Source organism: Flavobacterium sp. WG21, assembly GCF_000335775.1.
Classification (GTDB): Bacteria; Bacteroidota; Bacteroidia; order Flavobacteriales; family Flavobacteriaceae; genus Flavobacterium; species Flavobacterium tructae.
This window is the reverse complement of the sequence record NZ_AMYW01000010.1, coordinates 69,944-86,586: the sequence shown is the minus strand read 5'-3', so window position 1 is coordinate 86,586 and position 16,643 is coordinate 69,944. Positions and strand designations below refer to the sequence as shown.

Below are 16,643 nucleotides of genomic sequence, written 5' to 3'. Positions count from 1 at the left end.
CGCTATTACCATTTAATTGGCGATAATTTTTGAAAAATCCGTAATTAACAAACAGATTAAGTAAAATGAAGAAAATAATTTATCTTTTTATAATTGGACAACTACTAATAAGTTGTAATGATAATTTGCAGAAGAAAAGCAAATTAGAAATTAAGCCAAATACAAAAAGTGATAATTCAGGAAAAATTAATTTGCAAACGGCTCAAGTAATTTATAAAGATAGTTTGGATATTTCCTTTATAGGAAGAACAACGAAAGAATTAAATAAGTATAATTTTCACATATGTTTTGGGGCAATGATTGAAGAATATTCTGAAAATAAAAAATATGCAGTTTCAGAATATTCTTTAAAAGTTGGCAATTGCAGAAATGGAAAAAGTAAAATAACGATAGAGCAATTTATTAATTATTATGACGAAGTAAAAGCAAATTTTGTAATAAAAGATGAACTGATTGTCAGAAGTAGTTATCCAAAAAAATGTTATTCAACAATTACTTTAAAATTAGAAAATAGAGAAGAAAGCAAGTATTTAATGGAATACGAGGATAATTCAAAAGCAATTCTGACAAACATTCATAAACTTTGGGAAATAAATTTGAATGAAATGAAATTTATTGAAATTGAAACCCCAAAAAACTTTAAATGCAATAATCCGGGTTTTGCGGACGGAATATAGAGATGAAAACACACAAATTCATATTAATCAGAATTGCAATAGTATTGGGGGCTCTCCTAATAATTTACAACGGAGCTTATTATACTTTGCCAGAATACATACAACAAGATAGCTTTAGTTTTATTGCCGAAATTGATAGGATTTTTGAATTAAGCTTGATTTTTTCAATTGTATTTTTACTATTTCTGCTAGTAGAAATTTACATATTTAAGAAACGACAACAAACTAATTTGCGTAATGCAGCAATGATTTTGAGTTTATTTATAACTATTTTGGTCATTGCTTTAGTTTATGCTAACGGAATTTTTTAACCCAATTAAAAAATGAAAAAACGGATTCTAATTTTAATACTATCGAGTGCAAGTTTTATTGGTTGCAAGCAGGAAACAAAACAGCTTAGAATAGAACTTGAAAATGAAAAATCAATTGAGCCGAAAAAGGAAAATTTACAAATAATTGATATTGATTCTTCACAATTTCCAAAATCATTAAAATATGAAGGATTCATAAAAAATGCCGTTCGATGGAAAGATCAATTAGGGGATAATATTGTAATCACTACAGAAACAGGAAGCCGCAGAAATGAAAAATTTCAGCATGAATATGACGAAAGTGGTGATGCAGAATTATTTGGGTATCATTTTTTAGTAAAAAACAACCAGGTAATTCAAACTTGGAAAGTATATGATTACATCGATGATTGTCCGGTTGATATTGTGGCGTCATTTGTAAAAAACACCTTTAAAATTACTGATTTAGACCATAACGGAATTGCCGAAATTTGGTTAATGTACAAAATTGTATGCCATGGCGATGTGAGTCCTTGCGAAATGAAAATTATCATGTATGAAGGAAAACAAAAATTTGCTCTGCGCGGAGAAAGCAAGGTTCAAGTAGGAATTGACGATAACGGAGAAAAAACATTTGAAGGCGGCAATTATAAATTTGATGCAGCATTTGAAAAAAGCCCAAAAGTTTTTAGAAACTTTGCAATCAACTTATGGAATAAAAATATAATTAACTGATTTTTCAATATTTTGATTAATATTGATTTTTTTAACCTTTAGGCTTATTTTATGAAACAACTTTTACTACTTGCCATTTTACCCTTTATGATTTCTTGCAACGGACAAAAGAAAATAGATGTACTAAAATTAAATCTAAACGAACCAATAAAAAATGTGATAGATTTTAATGACAATTTACGTATTGGTGTTGAAACTGTAGAATATCCGTTTTGTTTATTAATTGAAGTAAAAAAATCTGAAAAATATAGTTTTGAAGGAATTGATCTGGAAGGACAAAAAATCATCTTTCAAATAAACGCCGAAAAACTCAAAACAGACAGTATTTCAAGATTTGGTGGTGCTCATATTGATTTAAAACCAATCAAAAATGAAAACGAATTATCGAATACGTTACAAAATTTTAATGCCGAGAATAAAATTTACGGACTGAGAATAGAAATGAAAACTCCGGGTTTAAAATCGGAAATTTTAAAGAAAATTGAGTTAAAATATGGCAAGGGTGCAAAAAATCCAAATACAGATAATGGTTTATATTGGAACCTGAAAAAGGAAAACAAATATATTTTTTTTGCACCCGATTATGACAGACTCATCATTTTAAACAACACCAATTTATCTAAAACGTGTTATTGGGATACTTTTAACGGACTTCTTGATTTTGGAGGTTGCGACAACGAAAAATACACCCAAGAATTGATGAAAAATGCAACAAAACCTGAAGATACTAAAAACAAACCCATCATAAAAATCGATAAAAATTGGAATCTAAACAATTTAATTGTGGGAAAATCAACCGAAGACGATTTTGTGCAATCTCAAACCAACAAAAATTTTGAACGGATGGTAGAAATTGATGGAAGTACAGGAAATGTAAATGAAATTATGTATCAAAATGAATATCATGATTTCTATTTTTATTTATCTGCAAGTAAAAAGAATCCTGAAAACAGGAAAGAAAACCAAATTATGGGATATGCTATAAACGATTTTAGGAAGGTTGAAATTTCATTTGAAAACGGATTGAAAACAGGTATGAAATTCGAAGATGTGGTCAAATTATTCGACAAAAATTCAATAATTGATTATGAAAGTTTAAAATTCGCAAACTACATTGAAATAAAAAATGGACCTTACAAAACAACGTTGAATTTTGACAAAAAAATGTTGTTTTCGGGAATGTTTGTAAAATAAAAACTTCCGCCCACAATCAAAAGAAAAACAATGAAAAATAACCGAACATTATTTTTATCAATGATAACTTTTTTAAGTTTCGTTCTGCAATCTTGTGAAAATAAAACAAAAAATACAGCCGAGATAAAAAAAACAAATCAATCCAAAACAAAACAAACTGATCTTAAAATTGTCCAGACTAAAGAAGAAATTTTTAAGGATGTTTTCGAATTTGTAGCCTACAATGACGACGGAGACTATTCGTATATTCAAGTAAAAAAAGGAGATGAATCATACGGTTTTGTTAATGATAAAAATGAGGACCGGAGTTTGTTAAGAGGCGATATTTGTGAAATTCAATGGAAAAAAGATACCATTTATATTGCAGGTGATGGAGAAACGCCAATGCTTGAGGATTGGTTGGTTTCGGTTAATAAAATTAAAGATGGCAATGTTTCTAAGTTGAGAAAAGAGCAGAAAACAGAATTTAAATATCATTGGAGTGAGCAGGAAAATTACTCGCAGGGTTTTTTAGACGATATCTATTTAGTGACAGAATATTACATTGCCAACTCAAAAAACAAACTTTTGCAACTTCATCTCAAAAGTAAAGAACAAATAAATTATTCGATAGAAAATCGAAAAAGAGAAAACAGAGATTTTACAGTTATGGGAATTGGTTATGAATTTGAAAATCGGACCAATATTTTTCAATGGCTGTATTACGATACCGAAAATCACAAACTTTATGAATACGATTTGGGCAATGATGAACTTAATGAATTTAAATAAAAGTTTCACTCAATAACCATAATTATAAATTTAGGATGAATAGAATTTTAGCACTACTAGCCATTTTGCCGTTTCTGATTTCTTGTCAGAACAAAAAAGAACAAGAGGAGAATAATTTAAAAGAACTTCAAAAGCAAGCTCAGGAATTGAGAAAAAATCAAATTGATTTTTTTATGAATGCAACACCAAAGCATTTTTCTGCGAAAACTTTAAGTGGTAAACTATTTAATTCTCAATATTTTAAAAACAAAAATTTGGTGGTATTCATTTATGACAAGTCCTACTTAAAAATGAGTGATACTTATGATATGACTAAAGAATTAAATGAAATTTATAAGGCATATAAAAGCAAAATCGAGTTTGTAGGTATAATTGAGGGCTATGTTGAAAACCAAAACGAACTGAATGAATATTTGAAAAATTCTAAAATTTTATTTGAGCAAATTGACAATACAAAATCGAAAAACAAACCTGAAATTTTAAATTATAATATGTATTGTAGTCCGGCTAAAATTCTTATTAACTCAAATGGAAAAGTAATTCATTCTTTTTGTGGAGGCGGAAACAGTTATGAATTAATACAAAAATTAGAGCGTATAAAAAACTCTCGCTAATAAAAGGTTTAATGTCACTCGTGAACGCAAAGCATCAAAATGTTCCCGAAAACTTTAAGCCAACATTTTCAAAATGAAATATACAATCCTTTTATTCAGTCTTGTTTTTGGCCTATTTTCTTTCAAAGATTTCGAGATACAATGGGTCGAAAATCTGGATGGCGATTTTTCTTTTTCACGAAAGCACAGTTTAAAATGTGAGGCCTGGTGTTACGAATATGCGGGCGTTACCGAAATAACAGCAAAACGATTGCATAAAGACACGATTGAGTGTTATACCATGGCAAATGCGGCAACCCATTGTTCGTTACGTTTTTATATTGTCAATAATGTCATCAGAAATCCAAGAATTGAGCTGAATAGTATTGCTGGCGGAAAATACACCTATCTATGTAAGGAAGGCAATATAAAAATGGACAAAAAAGTGATGCAAAAAGACATCTTAAAAGCCCAATTTGATATGAAGTTTGACCATCCCGAAAATCCAGAAAAGCTAATGTTTTGGAAAGGAAAAATTTATGCCAAAATAAAATAAGCGCAAAAGTTAATTGTTGTTTCAAAAAATAAACCGAAATGGAATTAGAAAATTTTAAGAATAGTCTAAAAAGATTAAAGAAATGTGATATGTATTGGGACGAAATGCAACCGAATGAAATCGGACGTTTATGTCAGAGATGCAATAAGACAATCATCGATTTTTCAAAAATGTCTTTTACTGATATTGCTTTTAAAATGGCTGAAACCAATGAATCTACGTGTGGTTTTTATTTACCTGAACAATTGGCAAAAATTAAACAATCAAAAAAAAACATCCCTTTAAGTGTTGGATTGACTACTTTAATGGCAACGACTTCATTAGCAAATTCAGAAAACAAAGAAAATAAAGAAATTGAAAAATATTGTTTAAACAAAGTTTACAATGACAAAGAGAAGAATGAAGAATGTACGGAACAAGTTAAAATAGGTCATGATTCAATTTTAATAAGCGGTAAAGTTGAATATTATGATTCGATCGCAAAAAAAAACCTAACCGATGCTTATGCCTATATAATAATTAAAGGAACTAAAACGGGAACTGTAACAAATGAGAATGGTGATTTTCAAATGAAATATTTGCCAGGCCTTGAAAATGAAAAAATTATACTATCAATAGGAGCTATTGGATTTGAACAAAAAGAGATTGAAATAAGTACTGAAAGTAAAAGTACAGACTTAGGTGTAATTGTTTTAGTAGGGCGGGAAGCTAAATTAACTGAATTTATAGTAACAAGAAAAAGAATAAGTTTTGCCGGAAGAATATGGCGAAAAATAACAAAACCATTCAGATAAAAAAGATAATAGCTACTATTTAGTATATAGCATATAAAAAGAGAAAAAAAACGGATTTAAAAAAGAGCTTCACGAATATCGAATCATTTGAGGCGAATTTATATCGACTAAAATTTGTGCCCTTTTAATTTTCAAATTTGTATTGAAAATAGAAACTATTGTAATTTTATAAGAAGAACAGTAATAGAGTTGATATTTAGGGTAATGAAGTTTGGTGCTTTAGCGAAAGCAAAGAGTTTGGAGAGTTCTTGTTTCAATTTTCGTCAATGATGATAGTCGTATTTACAGCTGTTCCTGTAATTTGTTATTGTCTTATTTATCATTTAAAAAGGGGACTAAAATGAAAAAAATATTATTTATACTATTGGTATTTTGCTGCTTTAAAACAACAGCTCAAGTACTAAAAGATTGCTCGAGTTGCTCGACAAAAATAATCACACAAAAACAAATCAATGGTTTGAGCATTGACGAAATCCGACTTTTAACAAATGAAATATTTGCAAGAAAAGGGTATCAGTTTGAAAGAGGCAGATTTGAAGATTACTTTGCTGGGAAGGCGTGGTACAAAGCAAAGAATGACAACAAAAGCATCGTATTTAATGAAATCGAAAAACAAAACATAAAATTTTTTCAAGACATAACAAAGTCACTCAAAGCAAAACAAGCTCAATTAACCAATCAGTTAAAAGTTTTTAAAAACCTTGTTTTAACAGGCAATAAAGAAGAACTTAAATCTAAATTTAATTTTTTCTACGAAAATCAGACTGGAGATGATGAACCGAAATCGCTTAAAGAGGTTTTAAATAAAATCAATCTTGACGATATAAACTATTATAAAAATAAAGGGCTCAATAGTACCACGACAGACAATGGTTTTGTAAAAATTGTTTATGAAATTTCAATAAATGAAGAAAAGATAAATGTCTATTACAACTACATGACTCATTCTGAAATTATTGAAAATTTTGACGAATTTACAGACTATCATTCCGAAAATGAATTTATGTATAATTGGCAATTTGAATTTAAAAATAACAAACTGAAATTTATCAGATTGTCAGTCGCAGGATAAAGAAACTTACATAAATAAAGGCTTTTCGGGAATGCAATTGATTAGTTAGCAATCAGCTTAAAACAAAATACTTAAAAAAAATATGAAAAGATTATTGTTAATGAATTTTATTTTAATTCAGTTTTTTGCGAATTCCCAAACGATAAATCTAAAAGAAAATTTTAATTTTAAAATAACAGAGGTTAAAGGCGATTTGAATAATGATAAATTAGATGATAAAGTAGTAGTTATGCAGGATACTGTAAACGAAATTGCACCATTTAAATTAGAAATATTTTTTGCCAATTCAAATGGGGATTATAAAACTATTGCAACTTCGAGAAAAATTATTGCTCCTCAATATCCAAATGGTAGAAACGGATTTTTAACTGGAAATAGTCTAGAAAATATTACCATAAAAAAAACATTGTTATTGTAAATTATGGGCTTTTACGGGGGCATTTAGAACACAAATTTAGGTTTCAAAACGGAAATTTTGAATTAATTGGTTATTCTGCATCCTATTTAGAAAATCCACAAATAATTCGAATAATAGATTTTAATCTTTCAACAGGATTAAGGTATGAAAAAATGGAAAAAGTCGGTACCGATGAAATCGAAAGTAAATCTACAACAAAAGTAGTAATAAGACCGCTACCAAAAATACAAGATGTAGAGCCATTTGAAAACGATTTATACTAAAAAACCGAACGGCTAACGTTACCAATAATTTTAAGAATGAGACAAATACTTACATTTTTGACAATATTAGTTTTATGTTCATGTAAACAACAAATCGAACAGACTAAAATATCCGGGAATACAACTTCGTTGGATAGCGCTAATAATTCAGCTGTTTTAGTGAAAGTGGAAAAGGTAAATAACAAAACGCCCCAGAAAGACTCTATTAATTGGGAAAAACATCAAGACTCCCTTCGGAATAAAATTTTAAAAGGAAAGAAAAATAAAATATTGAAAGAAAGCTTTCTTCAGGAAATGTATATAAGGAATGTGGCGACAATTTTCAATGACAGCGTTACCGTGAATATACCGTTTAATGTACACGGACTTGATTGCGGAGCACCGGACTGTTATTCTACTGATATTAGTTTTAACTTGAAACTTGGTGACAAATTAATATTCCCAAAGAACATCCAATTTATGGAGCACGAACATGGCTGTGTTGACAATGAACAAAAAATTTCAGGGGATTTTAAATTAATGGAAGAAACTACGAATCATGTAATTTACTATTCAGCCAAGCACAAAAGGACAATGGTTTTATTTCGCTCAAATAGAAAAAATGGGACAACAGCATTTTATTTTACTGGACTTGGAGAGAACAGAATTAATGGAAAGAATGTGTATAACATTACGAAGGAGTACAATGAGGAGGACAAGAATTCTATTTATCCATTTAGGAGTTTGGTCTTGACTACAAATGAGTATGAGAATTTTATAGAGTAAAGACTTAACAGAAAGAAAAACTACTAAAAAATGAACATAATGTTTATGAAAAATATTTTACTTTTTATGCTTTTATCCTCTTTGATGAGATGCAATGCGCAGGAGAATCCAGAACCACTGGTGATTTCAGAAGTGTATTCTCTTTCAAAAAAAGAAAAACTTTCGACAACTGCTTACGAAGTTTTCAAAACCAATAAATTTTTAAATTTTAAAAATAAAGACACTCTTATTGAAAAAATTGATGGTGTTGTTTACAAAAAAAACGATTTGAATAATTTTTTCTCCTATAAAAAAGATTGGGAAAAAATTGAGAAAGAAGATACGACTTCATACACTAAGAAAGAGCGTGCAAAATATGTGTATAAAGACAATACCATGATTGAAACCTATTTAGAATTTGGAAGTTATGAGGTTCGGAAAGAAATAAAAACAGTTTACAATTCAAAATGTTTTGTGTTACGGTACGAAAAAAAATATTTTGTGGGCGAAAATTATAACCGCACCGAAAGCATTACCAACGAATATGATAACCAAAACAGAGCCGTCAAAATCATAAAGCGCACAGAATACAGCAAGAAAGAAAATAATGAAGAAGCAATAATTACAGTAAAATACCAAGACGGAATTGTAACCATTATGAGCGAGAATGGTACGATTGTGTGCGAATTAATTAAAGATGAAAATTCGGTTGGTTTTATTTCTAAATTAAGTGCAAATGGTACTGCTGATTATTTTCGTTATGCAATGGCACAGCGGCAAATTGAAACGGCAAAAGAATACTGTACGGAAAAAATGATAAAGAAAATCGAAAGAGATTTGATTTTTTATCAGAACATTGTTAGCATAAAAGCTCTGGGTGGCAGTGGTAGTTTTGGAGAAAAAGTTACTATTAATGAAGATTGGGAAATTACTTTTAAAGACAAAAAAGCAGAAAAGTACAGTGCTATTTTTGCTTTGGTAAAACAAAAAAACGGCTGGAAAATTGATGATTTTCAAATTAACAGATAACAATGAAAAAAAAGATACTTCTTTCGATTTTTTTACAGCTTGCTTTGTTGAGTTGTAAAAGTAATAATGAGGAAAATGTTTCAAAAGAGAATTTAAAAAATACTGTTGTCCAGAATCAAAGTAATACTGCAAACAAAGAATCATTTACCATCGACTGTGGTTCGGGATGTGCAATGATTTATGACGAAATTTCAAGAAAAATCAACACCAATTCGGTTGAAATAAAATTTGAAATCACACAATATATTGACGAAAAAATCGAAGGCGAATATTTTGAAACCTACCTTTTTGAAAGTGACCAAAATAAAAACTTGAGCAGTATTCATTTGAATAAGAATCAGGGAAATATCTTAAATGATAACAACTCCTTATTGAGAGAAAAGCTTTTAGAAATCGGACTTAAAGTGTATCCCAAAAGTGTTGCGAAACAAGTAAATTCAGAAGAAATAGCATTCGTAGCCGATGATGAGCCTTATCAATTAATGAATGTTCCATTTGATTTAAAAGAGTACATAAATAATTTACCCAATCCAATTGAAAACAGTTATCATCCTACGGCTGTAACCGAAGAATATTTAGTTTCAATTGGGTATGAAGGAGAAAAATATAAATGTTTTTTTATTAAAAACGATATTCATTCAACCACATTAATTGTATCTGTTTCAAGAGCAGACTCAGAATGTTTTCTCTTGCTTAAAGCGAATCAAAACGGGTTTTTATCTCATGAAGAAATTGGCAGGATAGGAGGTGAGGAAACAAAATATTTTAAGATTGATAAAAATTACAACATTGTTTCGTATTGATAAAAGAGAGTTAAAGCTATTTTTTTGAAAAATAAAAAACAATTAGAAATGAAAAAACTAACCCAAAAGTTAACATTTAGTGCAATAATGATGGTAGCATTTTTATCATTAGTCAGCTTTAAAAGTATAAATCAAACGAAAAATATATTTAGAGATAATAGCGATCCCGATATTACAGGTGTTTATGTTTTGACATCTTGCGAAAATTCGAGATTTAAGATTAAAATTGAGAAGAAAGCGGGAGCGTATTTGTTTTTAGTTTTTGATAAGAATAAAATAATTGCAAAAGGTAAACTTAAAAAGCGAAAAAGTGATAATGTTCTCTATCTCACTTTTGGAAAAATGGGAGGAATGTACAGCGAAAATAAAATCCAAATTCAGAATTATGGAAACTCGATGAATGAATATGAACATTTTACACAATGCGATGAAAAATATTTGTCGTTTATAAAATCAGAATAATGAAATTTCTATATCCAAACGCGAACTAATCAATGAAAAGCAATCCCTTTATTACAGTTTTTCTGTTGTTTTGCATAGAAGTACTGCTCTACATTTATATAGAATACACCAATTTGATAGTGCCATCGTCTGAATATGCAGGTTTTCTGTTGCCCGTAGTTTTCTTTATAGTGCCTTTAATTTCGCTTTTACTTTTGTTTTTTGTAAAAGAGATGACGTATAAAAAAGAATTTAGATATTTTTCGATATTTCTTCTCGTTGTTTCCATTATCCTATTTGTGGTATTGTCTTTTTTAATGGCTTTAGGAGGAGCATATCAACACTAATAGAGTATGAAAAAAACAACATTAGATTATATCAACATTTTCTTAGCTGTAATTCTCGGAGTATTAGTTATTCTCAATTTTGCCGTAAGATTTAAAAATAGAGAGCACGATAAGCTGTTTTGGAAAGCCGAAATTCATAGTGTGGAAGAAGATTCTTCGTCAGAAAATTCAAATGCCATCAAAATTATAGAAGCCGTTTTTTCTAATAATTTCAACAATTCTGAAAGCGGTATTGATTATGATTCAAAAGAACTAACAAGTGCTAAAAGTGAAAATTCTGTTGATTTTAAAATCTGGGAAAAAGAACTTCTGCCCGATTCTTTAAATTTGAAATATTTCTCTATCGACGAGCGTAAATTTTATCGGCTTAGCACTCCGCTTCCTTATCAAAAAATGAAAGATTGGGTTAAAGAAAAGACGAATATTCCTGTTTTAACTTTAGAAATTCATCCAAAAGGTAAAATTCAGCTGAAAATAATTAAAAATGAAGAAGAAAATGCCGAAACCCAACTTGTAGCAACGTTTAAGGCCAAAGAAACGACAGGAAATTTGAATATGCTGGTTTATGAAAAATCTTTAGGAGGAAAATATAATGGTTATGAAGGTATTGAGAATATTACCGATTTTTCAGATTTACTTCAAAATCAATACAAATGGTTTTTGAAGATTGAAATGGATGAACAAGATGTATTGACAAGTGTTTACGCCTATTCTTTTATAGACGAAAAAATAGAAATCGCGACCGATAATGATACAGCTGTGGCTCGGAATATTCCAAGAACATTTTACATTTATTGGAAAAATAAAAACAAAAAAGAATATAATATTCAATACGCATTGAGTCCGATTGAAATTTTAAATGCCTTCAGAAAACTAAATAAAACCGATGCTTTAGAAGCGACTACCTTGACGTTCAAGCTCAGTAAAAATGCCTATTCTAAATGCGAAATTTCTAAAAACGGTATCGTTATTCCTTTAAGAGATTTATATCCTCAGAAACCATAAAATTAATGAAACAAATATTCCAAAATAAGATAATCCGGGTTTTGAAGAAAACACTATTTATGGCGTTGCTATTTTTTGCAGGTACCTTTATCGAGATTTACTGGTCTATGGGGGAATTTTCTGAAAGAATGTCAAGTGGATGTATAGATTGCTCTTTTATTGAAGATGTTTATTTTATATCGCTGCTGACAAGTGTTTTCTTAACAATAGTATTTCTACTGCTTTCTCCCGTCAAAAAGATATATTTAAAAAATACAATCGCGCTGCTGCTATTATCCTCGATTTGGGGTTTCTGGAATTACACCGTTTTTGTTGAACGTGAATCGTCATGGAGTACTTATACTTTTAAAGAAGAATTTTTCTGCACTTTTTCCCTTTCTATTTTACCTGTTTTAACTCTATCTATTGCTACAATATTCTCGATTAATTATATTTCAAGAATAAGTAAAACATGACAATGAAAGCATAGCTCTAAAAAGAACTTTTATAAATTTGATCTTAAAAAAACAAAAACATAATTAAAATGAAAATAACACACCTTCTGTCTGCAAGCTTACTGCTTTTAATTTTTGCCTGCAATAAAAAAGAGAATCCTAAAAGAGCCCAATCGGGTTTAGCTGAACATAATCAGGTTGAAAACGATTCCACACAAAAAGAAGAAGAGGAAACTCCTAAAAAAGAAAGCATCAATTTATTTACTTTAATGCCAAAAGACAGTAGTGATGTTGCTTTTGTTTCTCTTTCGGATATTTATCCTGTAAATGACGAAAAAGATACACTTGTTTTACCTAACATAGAAAAATTAGGAAAATACGATGCTCAGTATTTTACCTTTGATAAAAACTACAGAAAAAGATTTTTATCTAAAACAAATATATCCGAAAGCGATTCTGTTTTTATATTCGATTATGCGAGGCACAAATTGGTTTCGTTTGCCGTGAAAAACCTAAAGACCGCTGCGATGTTAAATGTATACTCTTCAGAAGGAGATTGGCCCTATCACAATTATGATTTTATGATTGGATTTGAAATCAATAAGAAACACTTAAATGGTTTTAGTGAATATTTTAGAGATGCATTAGTATATGTGGGTAAAGAAAATCCATTTTCGAAAGAAGGTTTAAAGCCAATTGTCTGGAAAAAAATTGCTGGTAAAGAATATCCGTCAAGACCAATGAAAAGAGAGGATCGTACTTTGTTAAAAAACAAGCTGACTGGCACTGCTTACTCGTTTAAAACAAAGGATTATCACTATTTTTTACAAGAATATTTAGATGCTAATAAAACAATTTATGCCAGACGTCTTTTAGTGACCAATTCTAAAACTAACGATATCATTATTGAAAAGTTTTACTGTCAAAGCGAAGGTACCTCTCCCGCTCCTTTGAATTATGAAGAGGGGGACAACGAAATTAATCAATGGACAGGAAAACTCTTTAAAAATAAACCCCTTGTTGTTTTTGGTTTTGAATATATTTCTTTCGGATGTCCGTCAATTTCAGTTATTGACCAATCAAATGAAGAGATTTTTCTTCAATGTGACAATCGTCATTAACAATACTATTGTAATGTCCGATAGAATGGAGTAGATCACTATAGAAGCCTTTATTATTTATTCGAAACAAAAGCAAAATTGGAATGGCAAGCAGAGTTTCATTAAAAAAAACTTATGATGAAAAAGTTGTATGAATTTAAATGAAAAAAAAATTGCGAAGTTAATCGGTATTCTTATACTAGTATTGAGTTTAACCATAATCTTTTTTTATATCAAAAACGGGTATAAATCATTCGGTTTATACGTAATTCCTATTGTTTTTGTTGTCGTTTCGGGATCAATTATTTTTAAAGAAAACATTTCAAGATGGGTTAATGGCGAAAAAATGATACAATCGGAGAGATGGATGATGAAACATTCACGTTTAGTATTTTTTATTTTACCACTTTCGATATTTTCAATAATAGGGTTTTTAGTGCTGTTTTTGGCCATTAAACTAAAATGGGATGTTGATTTATTAGGCTGGATAACAGTTTCATTATTTGCTTTTTTACCATTAATTTTAATTTATGGTTTGTTGTTTGGATTTTCAATTTCCGAAAAACAACAAAGAGAAATAGAGAAAAGACAAGATAAACTGTTTTCTGATGATCAGGGAATTACTATAGAAATGCCGCTATTTGAGAAGAGTTGTTTTATAAGTTGGCAATCTATTGATACTATTATCTATTATAATTACACTGTGAATAGTGATTTTACAGAATATTATGAAGGTTATATGCTTTATTTGAATGTAGTCCCTATTTATACAAAATACGAAAAACAATGGTGGCTAAATAAACTATTTCCAAAAGACCCTCAAAGTAAAATAATTGATGTTAATAATGAAACAAAATATTTTTTGGAAATGCCAAAAATGGTAGAAAAGTATTTGAATACAAAAGCAGAGATTAATTTTAGAGGCCCTATGAAAGACAGATTAATTTTAAGTCAAACTTATAAAAGCAAGAATAAAATTACAACAATTAAAAAATGGAAACCAGGTAATGATGTAGAGGAACAGATTGTTTTTGACAAATTCAATAGAAGTGTAGAGAAGATTAAGAAAAACTACTGCTAAGAAGGACTCTGCGTCAGAGGTATTGATCTACAAAGTCTAAGAAAATAAAAAAAACGAATATGAAAAAAACAATATTTGCAATTTTGATATCTATAATGGTCGTAACAAAAACTTATGCAGGTTGGTATGAATGTTTTGGCTACAAAGGTAAAATTGATAAATTTCCTATTTCCCTTTCCTTCCAAATTAAAGAAGGCTATTTTGGAGAAAAAAACAAAAAAAAGCTTCAATCTTATTGGAGTTTATAAATATGATAACCATAACAACCCAATTAGACTTGAAGGTGCAATTGATTTTAAAAAGAATAAAATTTTATTATATGAAATCAGTAATGAAAAATACACGGCTACATTTGAATTTGAATTCTCTAAAGAGAAATGTGTTGGAGTTTGGACGAATCTTTCGACCAATCAGCATTTGTCGTTACAATTAACCAATACTTCTATTTTAATTGATTAAATAGAAGAAAATGAATTTAATGATATTGAAATTTTGCAAGCGGGTTCCTTAACAGAATTCTATTTTATTGGTTTATATTCCAAAAAGAGCAATCACGATCAGGCACAAATGGACAAACTGAAAATTATCAATAAAAAAGACAATACTGTTTTTCAAATAATTGATTTTTCAAAAATAGAAACTTTAACCGGTAACATAAGAAATATAATTTTCGATAACGTTGAGATAACCGATAATAAGAAAAAAGAGTTGATTGTCTGGAACGATATTGGAAGAATGGGCGGTTATTTAACCATTAAATTTAATGCAAAAACAAATAATTTTAAATTAGATCCGAAGCCAATAATAGACGGTCCCAATTAATACAGGCAGCTGTATTTTATAGGATAAACCAGTTGGGTGTAATTAATAAAACGTCAGTTCGAGTGTTTTTGTCTAGTAAAACGGAATAAAAAATGTATCGAGAAGCATTTTTAATACTTAATACACCCAACGAATTAGAATAAAATGATAGAATAAATTTAACTCTTTTGGCTCTTAAACTTTTGGCTTACGTAATATGACAAAAAAAATCACAATCATACTATTATTGATTTTTATGCCTTTTATAATACTTTTTGTAACCAACAAAGTATCAATAATGTATTATAAAATGCGCTATGATGCGACGTACAAAAACTACGAAGAAGGCATTGCTGCCAAAAATTATGTTCTTGTTCCGGTTTCAACAGTTATTCTGCAAGATGTAGTATCCGGAAATATAAATTTTGATACTATAAACCATAAATTCATTCTTCCATTAAAGCATCAATATTATGATGAACAAAAAGATGAAGTTACAATAAGCAATTGCACTTATATATATGATAAGAGTGGAGCTTTGCTTTCAAAAACGGAATCTGCAGAGGAAAATGAACAACAAAAACAATTTGAACATTGCATAAAATTAGAAGAAATTCTTCTTTACAATAATAAAATGGTCGATGTTCGATATTTTTCAAAAGAGAGATATTGCTACAACTGGAATCCTTTTAGAGGATATGGCAGCCCCACTGGTTCTGGCAGAAATATAACATGGGAAGGAACTGCATATATTGATTTGAAAATGAAAACAGAAATCTTAAAACTCAAAATAGAGGAAGTATTTGCTCAAAATTTTTTTTCGAATAAATATGAACAAAGTGATTATGAATTGAATTTGAGTGTTTACCTGTTGCCTGTAAAATTTCAAAAAACAGCAGAAGTTGCTTTTTTTGTAAGACACAAAAGTTATGGACCAAATGAGTTATATATTATTAAGTTTAAATAAGTATTTTACAAATCTAAGCTAAAGAAAAAAGGTAATACAAAGATGCTGATTTGCCTTTTTTGTGAATTCTGGATGTTGATTTTTAATAATGTTATTAGGTGATATTACAATTTTGTAAAATTATTTTGTTGAGGGTTAGTAAATTTTTAATAGTAAAGAAGACTGTTTTTTCCAATGGTATGATATCATTGGGGAGAAAACCATAGCAAATGCGATCTTAGACTGGTTAATACATAAATCGCATAGGGTTGAATTGCACGGAGAATCTATGAGGAAGAAAAAAAGCATAAATAAGGGATAATTATTTATCTATATTTGAATATAAATTAATAAATTAATTTTAAAGTGTCAAGACCATCTAAATTTTCATTCATGTCTGTACGAAAAGTATTCAATAAATAAAAAATCCATTTGAAGGTTTATGAAATAAAAATCCTAATTTTGAAAATAAATAACACTGACAATTGATAGACATAGCAACCTAATCTAGGGTAGATAAATCGGATTTAGTCAGACATACATACAAGT

The 16,643-nt window shown here is 29.2% G+C and carries 23 protein-coding genes; all 23 read left to right on the top strand.

Annotated features, from left to right (window positions below; all coding sequences use genetic code 11):
* The first annotated feature begins 65 nt into the window (after positions 1–65).
* The 23 genes from C245_RS0110000 (at position 66) to C245_RS24580 (ending at position 16,416) form a co-directional block, all read left to right on the top strand.
* Complete coding sequence (locus C245_RS0110000) at positions 66–677, top strand: hypothetical protein (RefSeq protein ID WP_017496459.1); 612 nt, start codon at positions 66–68, stop codon at positions 675–677.
* Between the two features lie 2 nt (positions 678–679).
* Entirely contained in the window at positions 680–988 is a 309-nt protein-coding gene (locus tag C245_RS0109995; RefSeq protein WP_017496458.1) for a hypothetical protein, read from the top strand.
* 12 nt (positions 989–1,000) lie between these two features.
* Entirely contained in the window at positions 1,001–1,702 is a 702-nt protein-coding gene (locus C245_RS0109990) for a M949_RS01915 family surface polysaccharide biosynthesis protein (RefSeq protein ID WP_017496457.1), read from the top strand.
* A 51-nt stretch (positions 1,703–1,753) separates the two neighbouring features.
* Positions 1,754–2,896 (top strand): hypothetical protein, encoded by a 1,143-nt coding sequence (locus tag C245_RS0109985; RefSeq protein WP_017496456.1) that lies wholly within the window; start codon positions 1,754–1,756, stop codon positions 2,894–2,896.
* A 30-nt stretch (positions 2,897–2,926) separates the two neighbouring features.
* Entirely contained in the window at positions 2,927–3,667 is a 741-nt protein-coding gene (locus C245_RS0109980) for a hypothetical protein (RefSeq protein ID WP_035746480.1), read from the top strand.
* Positions 3,668–3,702: 35 nt separating this feature from the next.
* Entirely contained in the window at positions 3,703–4,281 is a 579-nt protein-coding gene (locus C245_RS0109975; protein ID WP_017496454.1) for a hypothetical protein, read from the top strand.
* Between the two features lie 73 nt (positions 4,282–4,354).
* Positions 4,355–4,816 (top strand): hypothetical protein, encoded by a 462-nt coding sequence (locus C245_RS22890; protein ID WP_017496453.1) that lies wholly within the window; start codon positions 4,355–4,357, stop codon positions 4,814–4,816.
* A gap of 38 nt (positions 4,817–4,854) precedes the next feature.
* Positions 4,855–5,610, top strand: a complete 756-nt coding sequence (locus C245_RS0109965) for a carboxypeptidase-like regulatory domain-containing protein (protein WP_081603529.1) — start codon at positions 4,855–4,857, stop codon at positions 5,608–5,610.
* A gap of 340 nt (positions 5,611–5,950) precedes the next feature.
* Positions 5,951–6,682 (top strand): YARHG domain-containing protein, encoded by a 732-nt coding sequence (locus tag C245_RS0109960; RefSeq protein ID WP_017496451.1) that lies wholly within the window; start codon positions 5,951–5,953, stop codon positions 6,680–6,682.
* Between the two features lie 82 nt (positions 6,683–6,764).
* Positions 6,765–7,100: a hypothetical protein gene (locus C245_RS0109955; protein ID WP_017496450.1), complete on the top strand. Its 336-nt coding sequence runs from the start codon at positions 6,765–6,767 to the stop codon at positions 7,098–7,100.
* Positions 7,101–7,399: 299 nt separating this feature from the next.
* Positions 7,400–8,128, top strand: a complete 729-nt coding sequence (locus C245_RS0109945) for a hypothetical protein (RefSeq protein ID WP_017496448.1) — start codon at positions 7,400–7,402, stop codon at positions 8,126–8,128.
* 45 nt (positions 8,129–8,173) lie between these two features.
* Positions 8,174–9,136, top strand: coding sequence for a hypothetical protein (locus C245_RS0109940; RefSeq protein WP_035746492.1), 963 nt, complete (start codon positions 8,174–8,176; stop codon positions 9,134–9,136).
* Between the two features lie 2 nt (positions 9,137–9,138).
* Positions 9,139–9,939, top strand: a complete 801-nt coding sequence (locus C245_RS0109935) for a hypothetical protein (RefSeq protein WP_017496446.1) — start codon at positions 9,139–9,141, stop codon at positions 9,937–9,939.
* A gap of 48 nt (positions 9,940–9,987) precedes the next feature.
* Positions 9,988–10,401, top strand: a complete 414-nt coding sequence (locus tag C245_RS0109930; RefSeq protein WP_017496445.1) for a hypothetical protein — start codon at positions 9,988–9,990, stop codon at positions 10,399–10,401.
* 32 nt (positions 10,402–10,433) lie between these two features.
* The gene (locus tag C245_RS24255) at positions 10,434–10,727 is read left to right on the top strand and encodes a hypothetical protein (RefSeq protein ID WP_157495813.1); all 294 of its coding nucleotides are present in this window, start codon (positions 10,434–10,436) and stop codon (positions 10,725–10,727) included.
* A gap of 6 nt (positions 10,728–10,733) precedes the next feature.
* Entirely contained in the window at positions 10,734–11,732 is a 999-nt protein-coding gene (locus tag C245_RS0109920; RefSeq protein ID WP_017496443.1) for a hypothetical protein, read from the top strand.
* A 523-nt stretch (positions 11,733–12,255) separates the two neighbouring features.
* Positions 12,256–13,287, top strand: coding sequence for a hypothetical protein (locus tag C245_RS0109910; RefSeq protein ID WP_017496441.1), 1,032 nt, complete (start codon positions 12,256–12,258; stop codon positions 13,285–13,287).
* Positions 13,288–13,417: 130 nt separating this feature from the next.
* Positions 13,418–14,347, top strand: coding sequence for a hypothetical protein (locus tag C245_RS0109905; RefSeq protein WP_017496440.1), 930 nt, complete (start codon positions 13,418–13,420; stop codon positions 14,345–14,347).
* Positions 14,348–14,406: 59 nt separating this feature from the next.
* Positions 14,407–14,595, top strand: coding sequence for a hypothetical protein (locus C245_RS24380; RefSeq protein ID WP_198288047.1), 189 nt, complete (start codon positions 14,407–14,409; stop codon positions 14,593–14,595).
* Positions 14,549–14,806 (top strand): hypothetical protein, encoded by a 258-nt coding sequence (locus tag C245_RS0109900; protein ID WP_157495811.1) that lies wholly within the window; start codon positions 14,549–14,551, stop codon positions 14,804–14,806. The genes C245_RS24380 and C245_RS0109900 overlap by 47 nt, the downstream gene beginning before the upstream one ends.
* A gap of 33 nt (positions 14,807–14,839) precedes the next feature.
* Entirely contained in the window at positions 14,840–15,169 is a 330-nt protein-coding gene (locus C245_RS0109895) for a hypothetical protein (protein ID WP_017496438.1), read from the top strand.
* 235 nt (positions 15,170–15,404) lie between these two features.
* Entirely contained in the window at positions 15,405–16,115 is a 711-nt protein-coding gene (locus C245_RS0109890) for a hypothetical protein (RefSeq protein WP_198288046.1), read from the top strand.
* 142 nt (positions 16,116–16,257) lie between these two features.
* Complete coding sequence (locus C245_RS24580; RefSeq protein WP_304412208.1) at positions 16,258–16,416, top strand: ATP-binding protein; 159 nt, start codon at positions 16,258–16,260, stop codon at positions 16,414–16,416.
* The last annotated feature ends 227 nt before the right edge of the window (positions 16,417–16,643 follow it).

What these genes read in the sequence shown, in the direction of transcription:
- C245_RS0110000 (WP_017496459.1), top strand. Translation starts at nt 66, where the DNA reads ATGAAGAAAATAATTTATCTTTTTATAATTGGACAACTACTAATAAGT.
- C245_RS0109995 (WP_017496458.1), top strand. Translation starts at nt 680, where the DNA reads ATGAAAACACACAAATTCATATTAATCAGAATTGCAATAGTATTGGGG.
- C245_RS0109990 (WP_017496457.1), top strand. Translation starts at nt 1,001, where the DNA reads ATGAAAAAACGGATTCTAATTTTAATACTATCGAGTGCAAGTTTTATT.
- C245_RS0109985 (WP_017496456.1), top strand. Translation starts at nt 1,754, where the DNA reads ATGAAACAACTTTTACTACTTGCCATTTTACCCTTTATGATTTCTTGC.
- C245_RS0109980 (WP_035746480.1), top strand. Translation starts at nt 2,927, where the DNA reads ATGAAAAATAACCGAACATTATTTTTATCAATGATAACTTTTTTAAGT.
- C245_RS0109975 (WP_017496454.1), top strand. Translation starts at nt 3,703, where the DNA reads ATGAATAGAATTTTAGCACTACTAGCCATTTTGCCGTTTCTGATTTCT.
- C245_RS22890 (WP_017496453.1), top strand. Translation starts at nt 4,355, where the DNA reads ATGAAATATACAATCCTTTTATTCAGTCTTGTTTTTGGCCTATTTTCT.
- C245_RS0109965 (WP_081603529.1), top strand. Translation starts at nt 4,855, where the DNA reads ATGGAATTAGAAAATTTTAAGAATAGTCTAAAAAGATTAAAGAAATGT.
- C245_RS0109960 (WP_017496451.1), top strand. Translation starts at nt 5,951, where the DNA reads ATGAAAAAAATATTATTTATACTATTGGTATTTTGCTGCTTTAAAACA.
- C245_RS0109955 (WP_017496450.1), top strand. Translation starts at nt 6,765, where the DNA reads ATGAAAAGATTATTGTTAATGAATTTTATTTTAATTCAGTTTTTTGCG.
- C245_RS0109945 (WP_017496448.1), top strand. Translation starts at nt 7,400, where the DNA reads ATGAGACAAATACTTACATTTTTGACAATATTAGTTTTATGTTCATGT.
- C245_RS0109940 (WP_035746492.1), top strand. Translation starts at nt 8,174, where the DNA reads ATGAAAAATATTTTACTTTTTATGCTTTTATCCTCTTTGATGAGATGC.
- C245_RS0109935 (WP_017496446.1), top strand. Translation starts at nt 9,139, where the DNA reads ATGAAAAAAAAGATACTTCTTTCGATTTTTTTACAGCTTGCTTTGTTG.
- C245_RS0109930 (WP_017496445.1), top strand. Translation starts at nt 9,988, where the DNA reads ATGAAAAAACTAACCCAAAAGTTAACATTTAGTGCAATAATGATGGTA.
- C245_RS24255 (WP_157495813.1), top strand. Translation starts at nt 10,434, where the DNA reads ATGAAAAGCAATCCCTTTATTACAGTTTTTCTGTTGTTTTGCATAGAA.
- C245_RS0109920 (WP_017496443.1), top strand. Translation starts at nt 10,734, where the DNA reads ATGAAAAAAACAACATTAGATTATATCAACATTTTCTTAGCTGTAATT.
- C245_RS0109910 (WP_017496441.1), top strand. Translation starts at nt 12,256, where the DNA reads ATGAAAATAACACACCTTCTGTCTGCAAGCTTACTGCTTTTAATTTTT.
- C245_RS0109905 (WP_017496440.1), top strand. Translation starts at nt 13,418, where the DNA reads ATGAATTTAAATGAAAAAAAAATTGCGAAGTTAATCGGTATTCTTATA.
- C245_RS24380 (WP_198288047.1), top strand. Translation starts at nt 14,407, where the DNA reads ATGAAAAAAACAATATTTGCAATTTTGATATCTATAATGGTCGTAACA.
- C245_RS0109890 (WP_198288046.1), top strand. Translation starts at nt 15,405, where the DNA reads ATGCCTTTTATAATACTTTTTGTAACCAACAAAGTATCAATAATGTAT.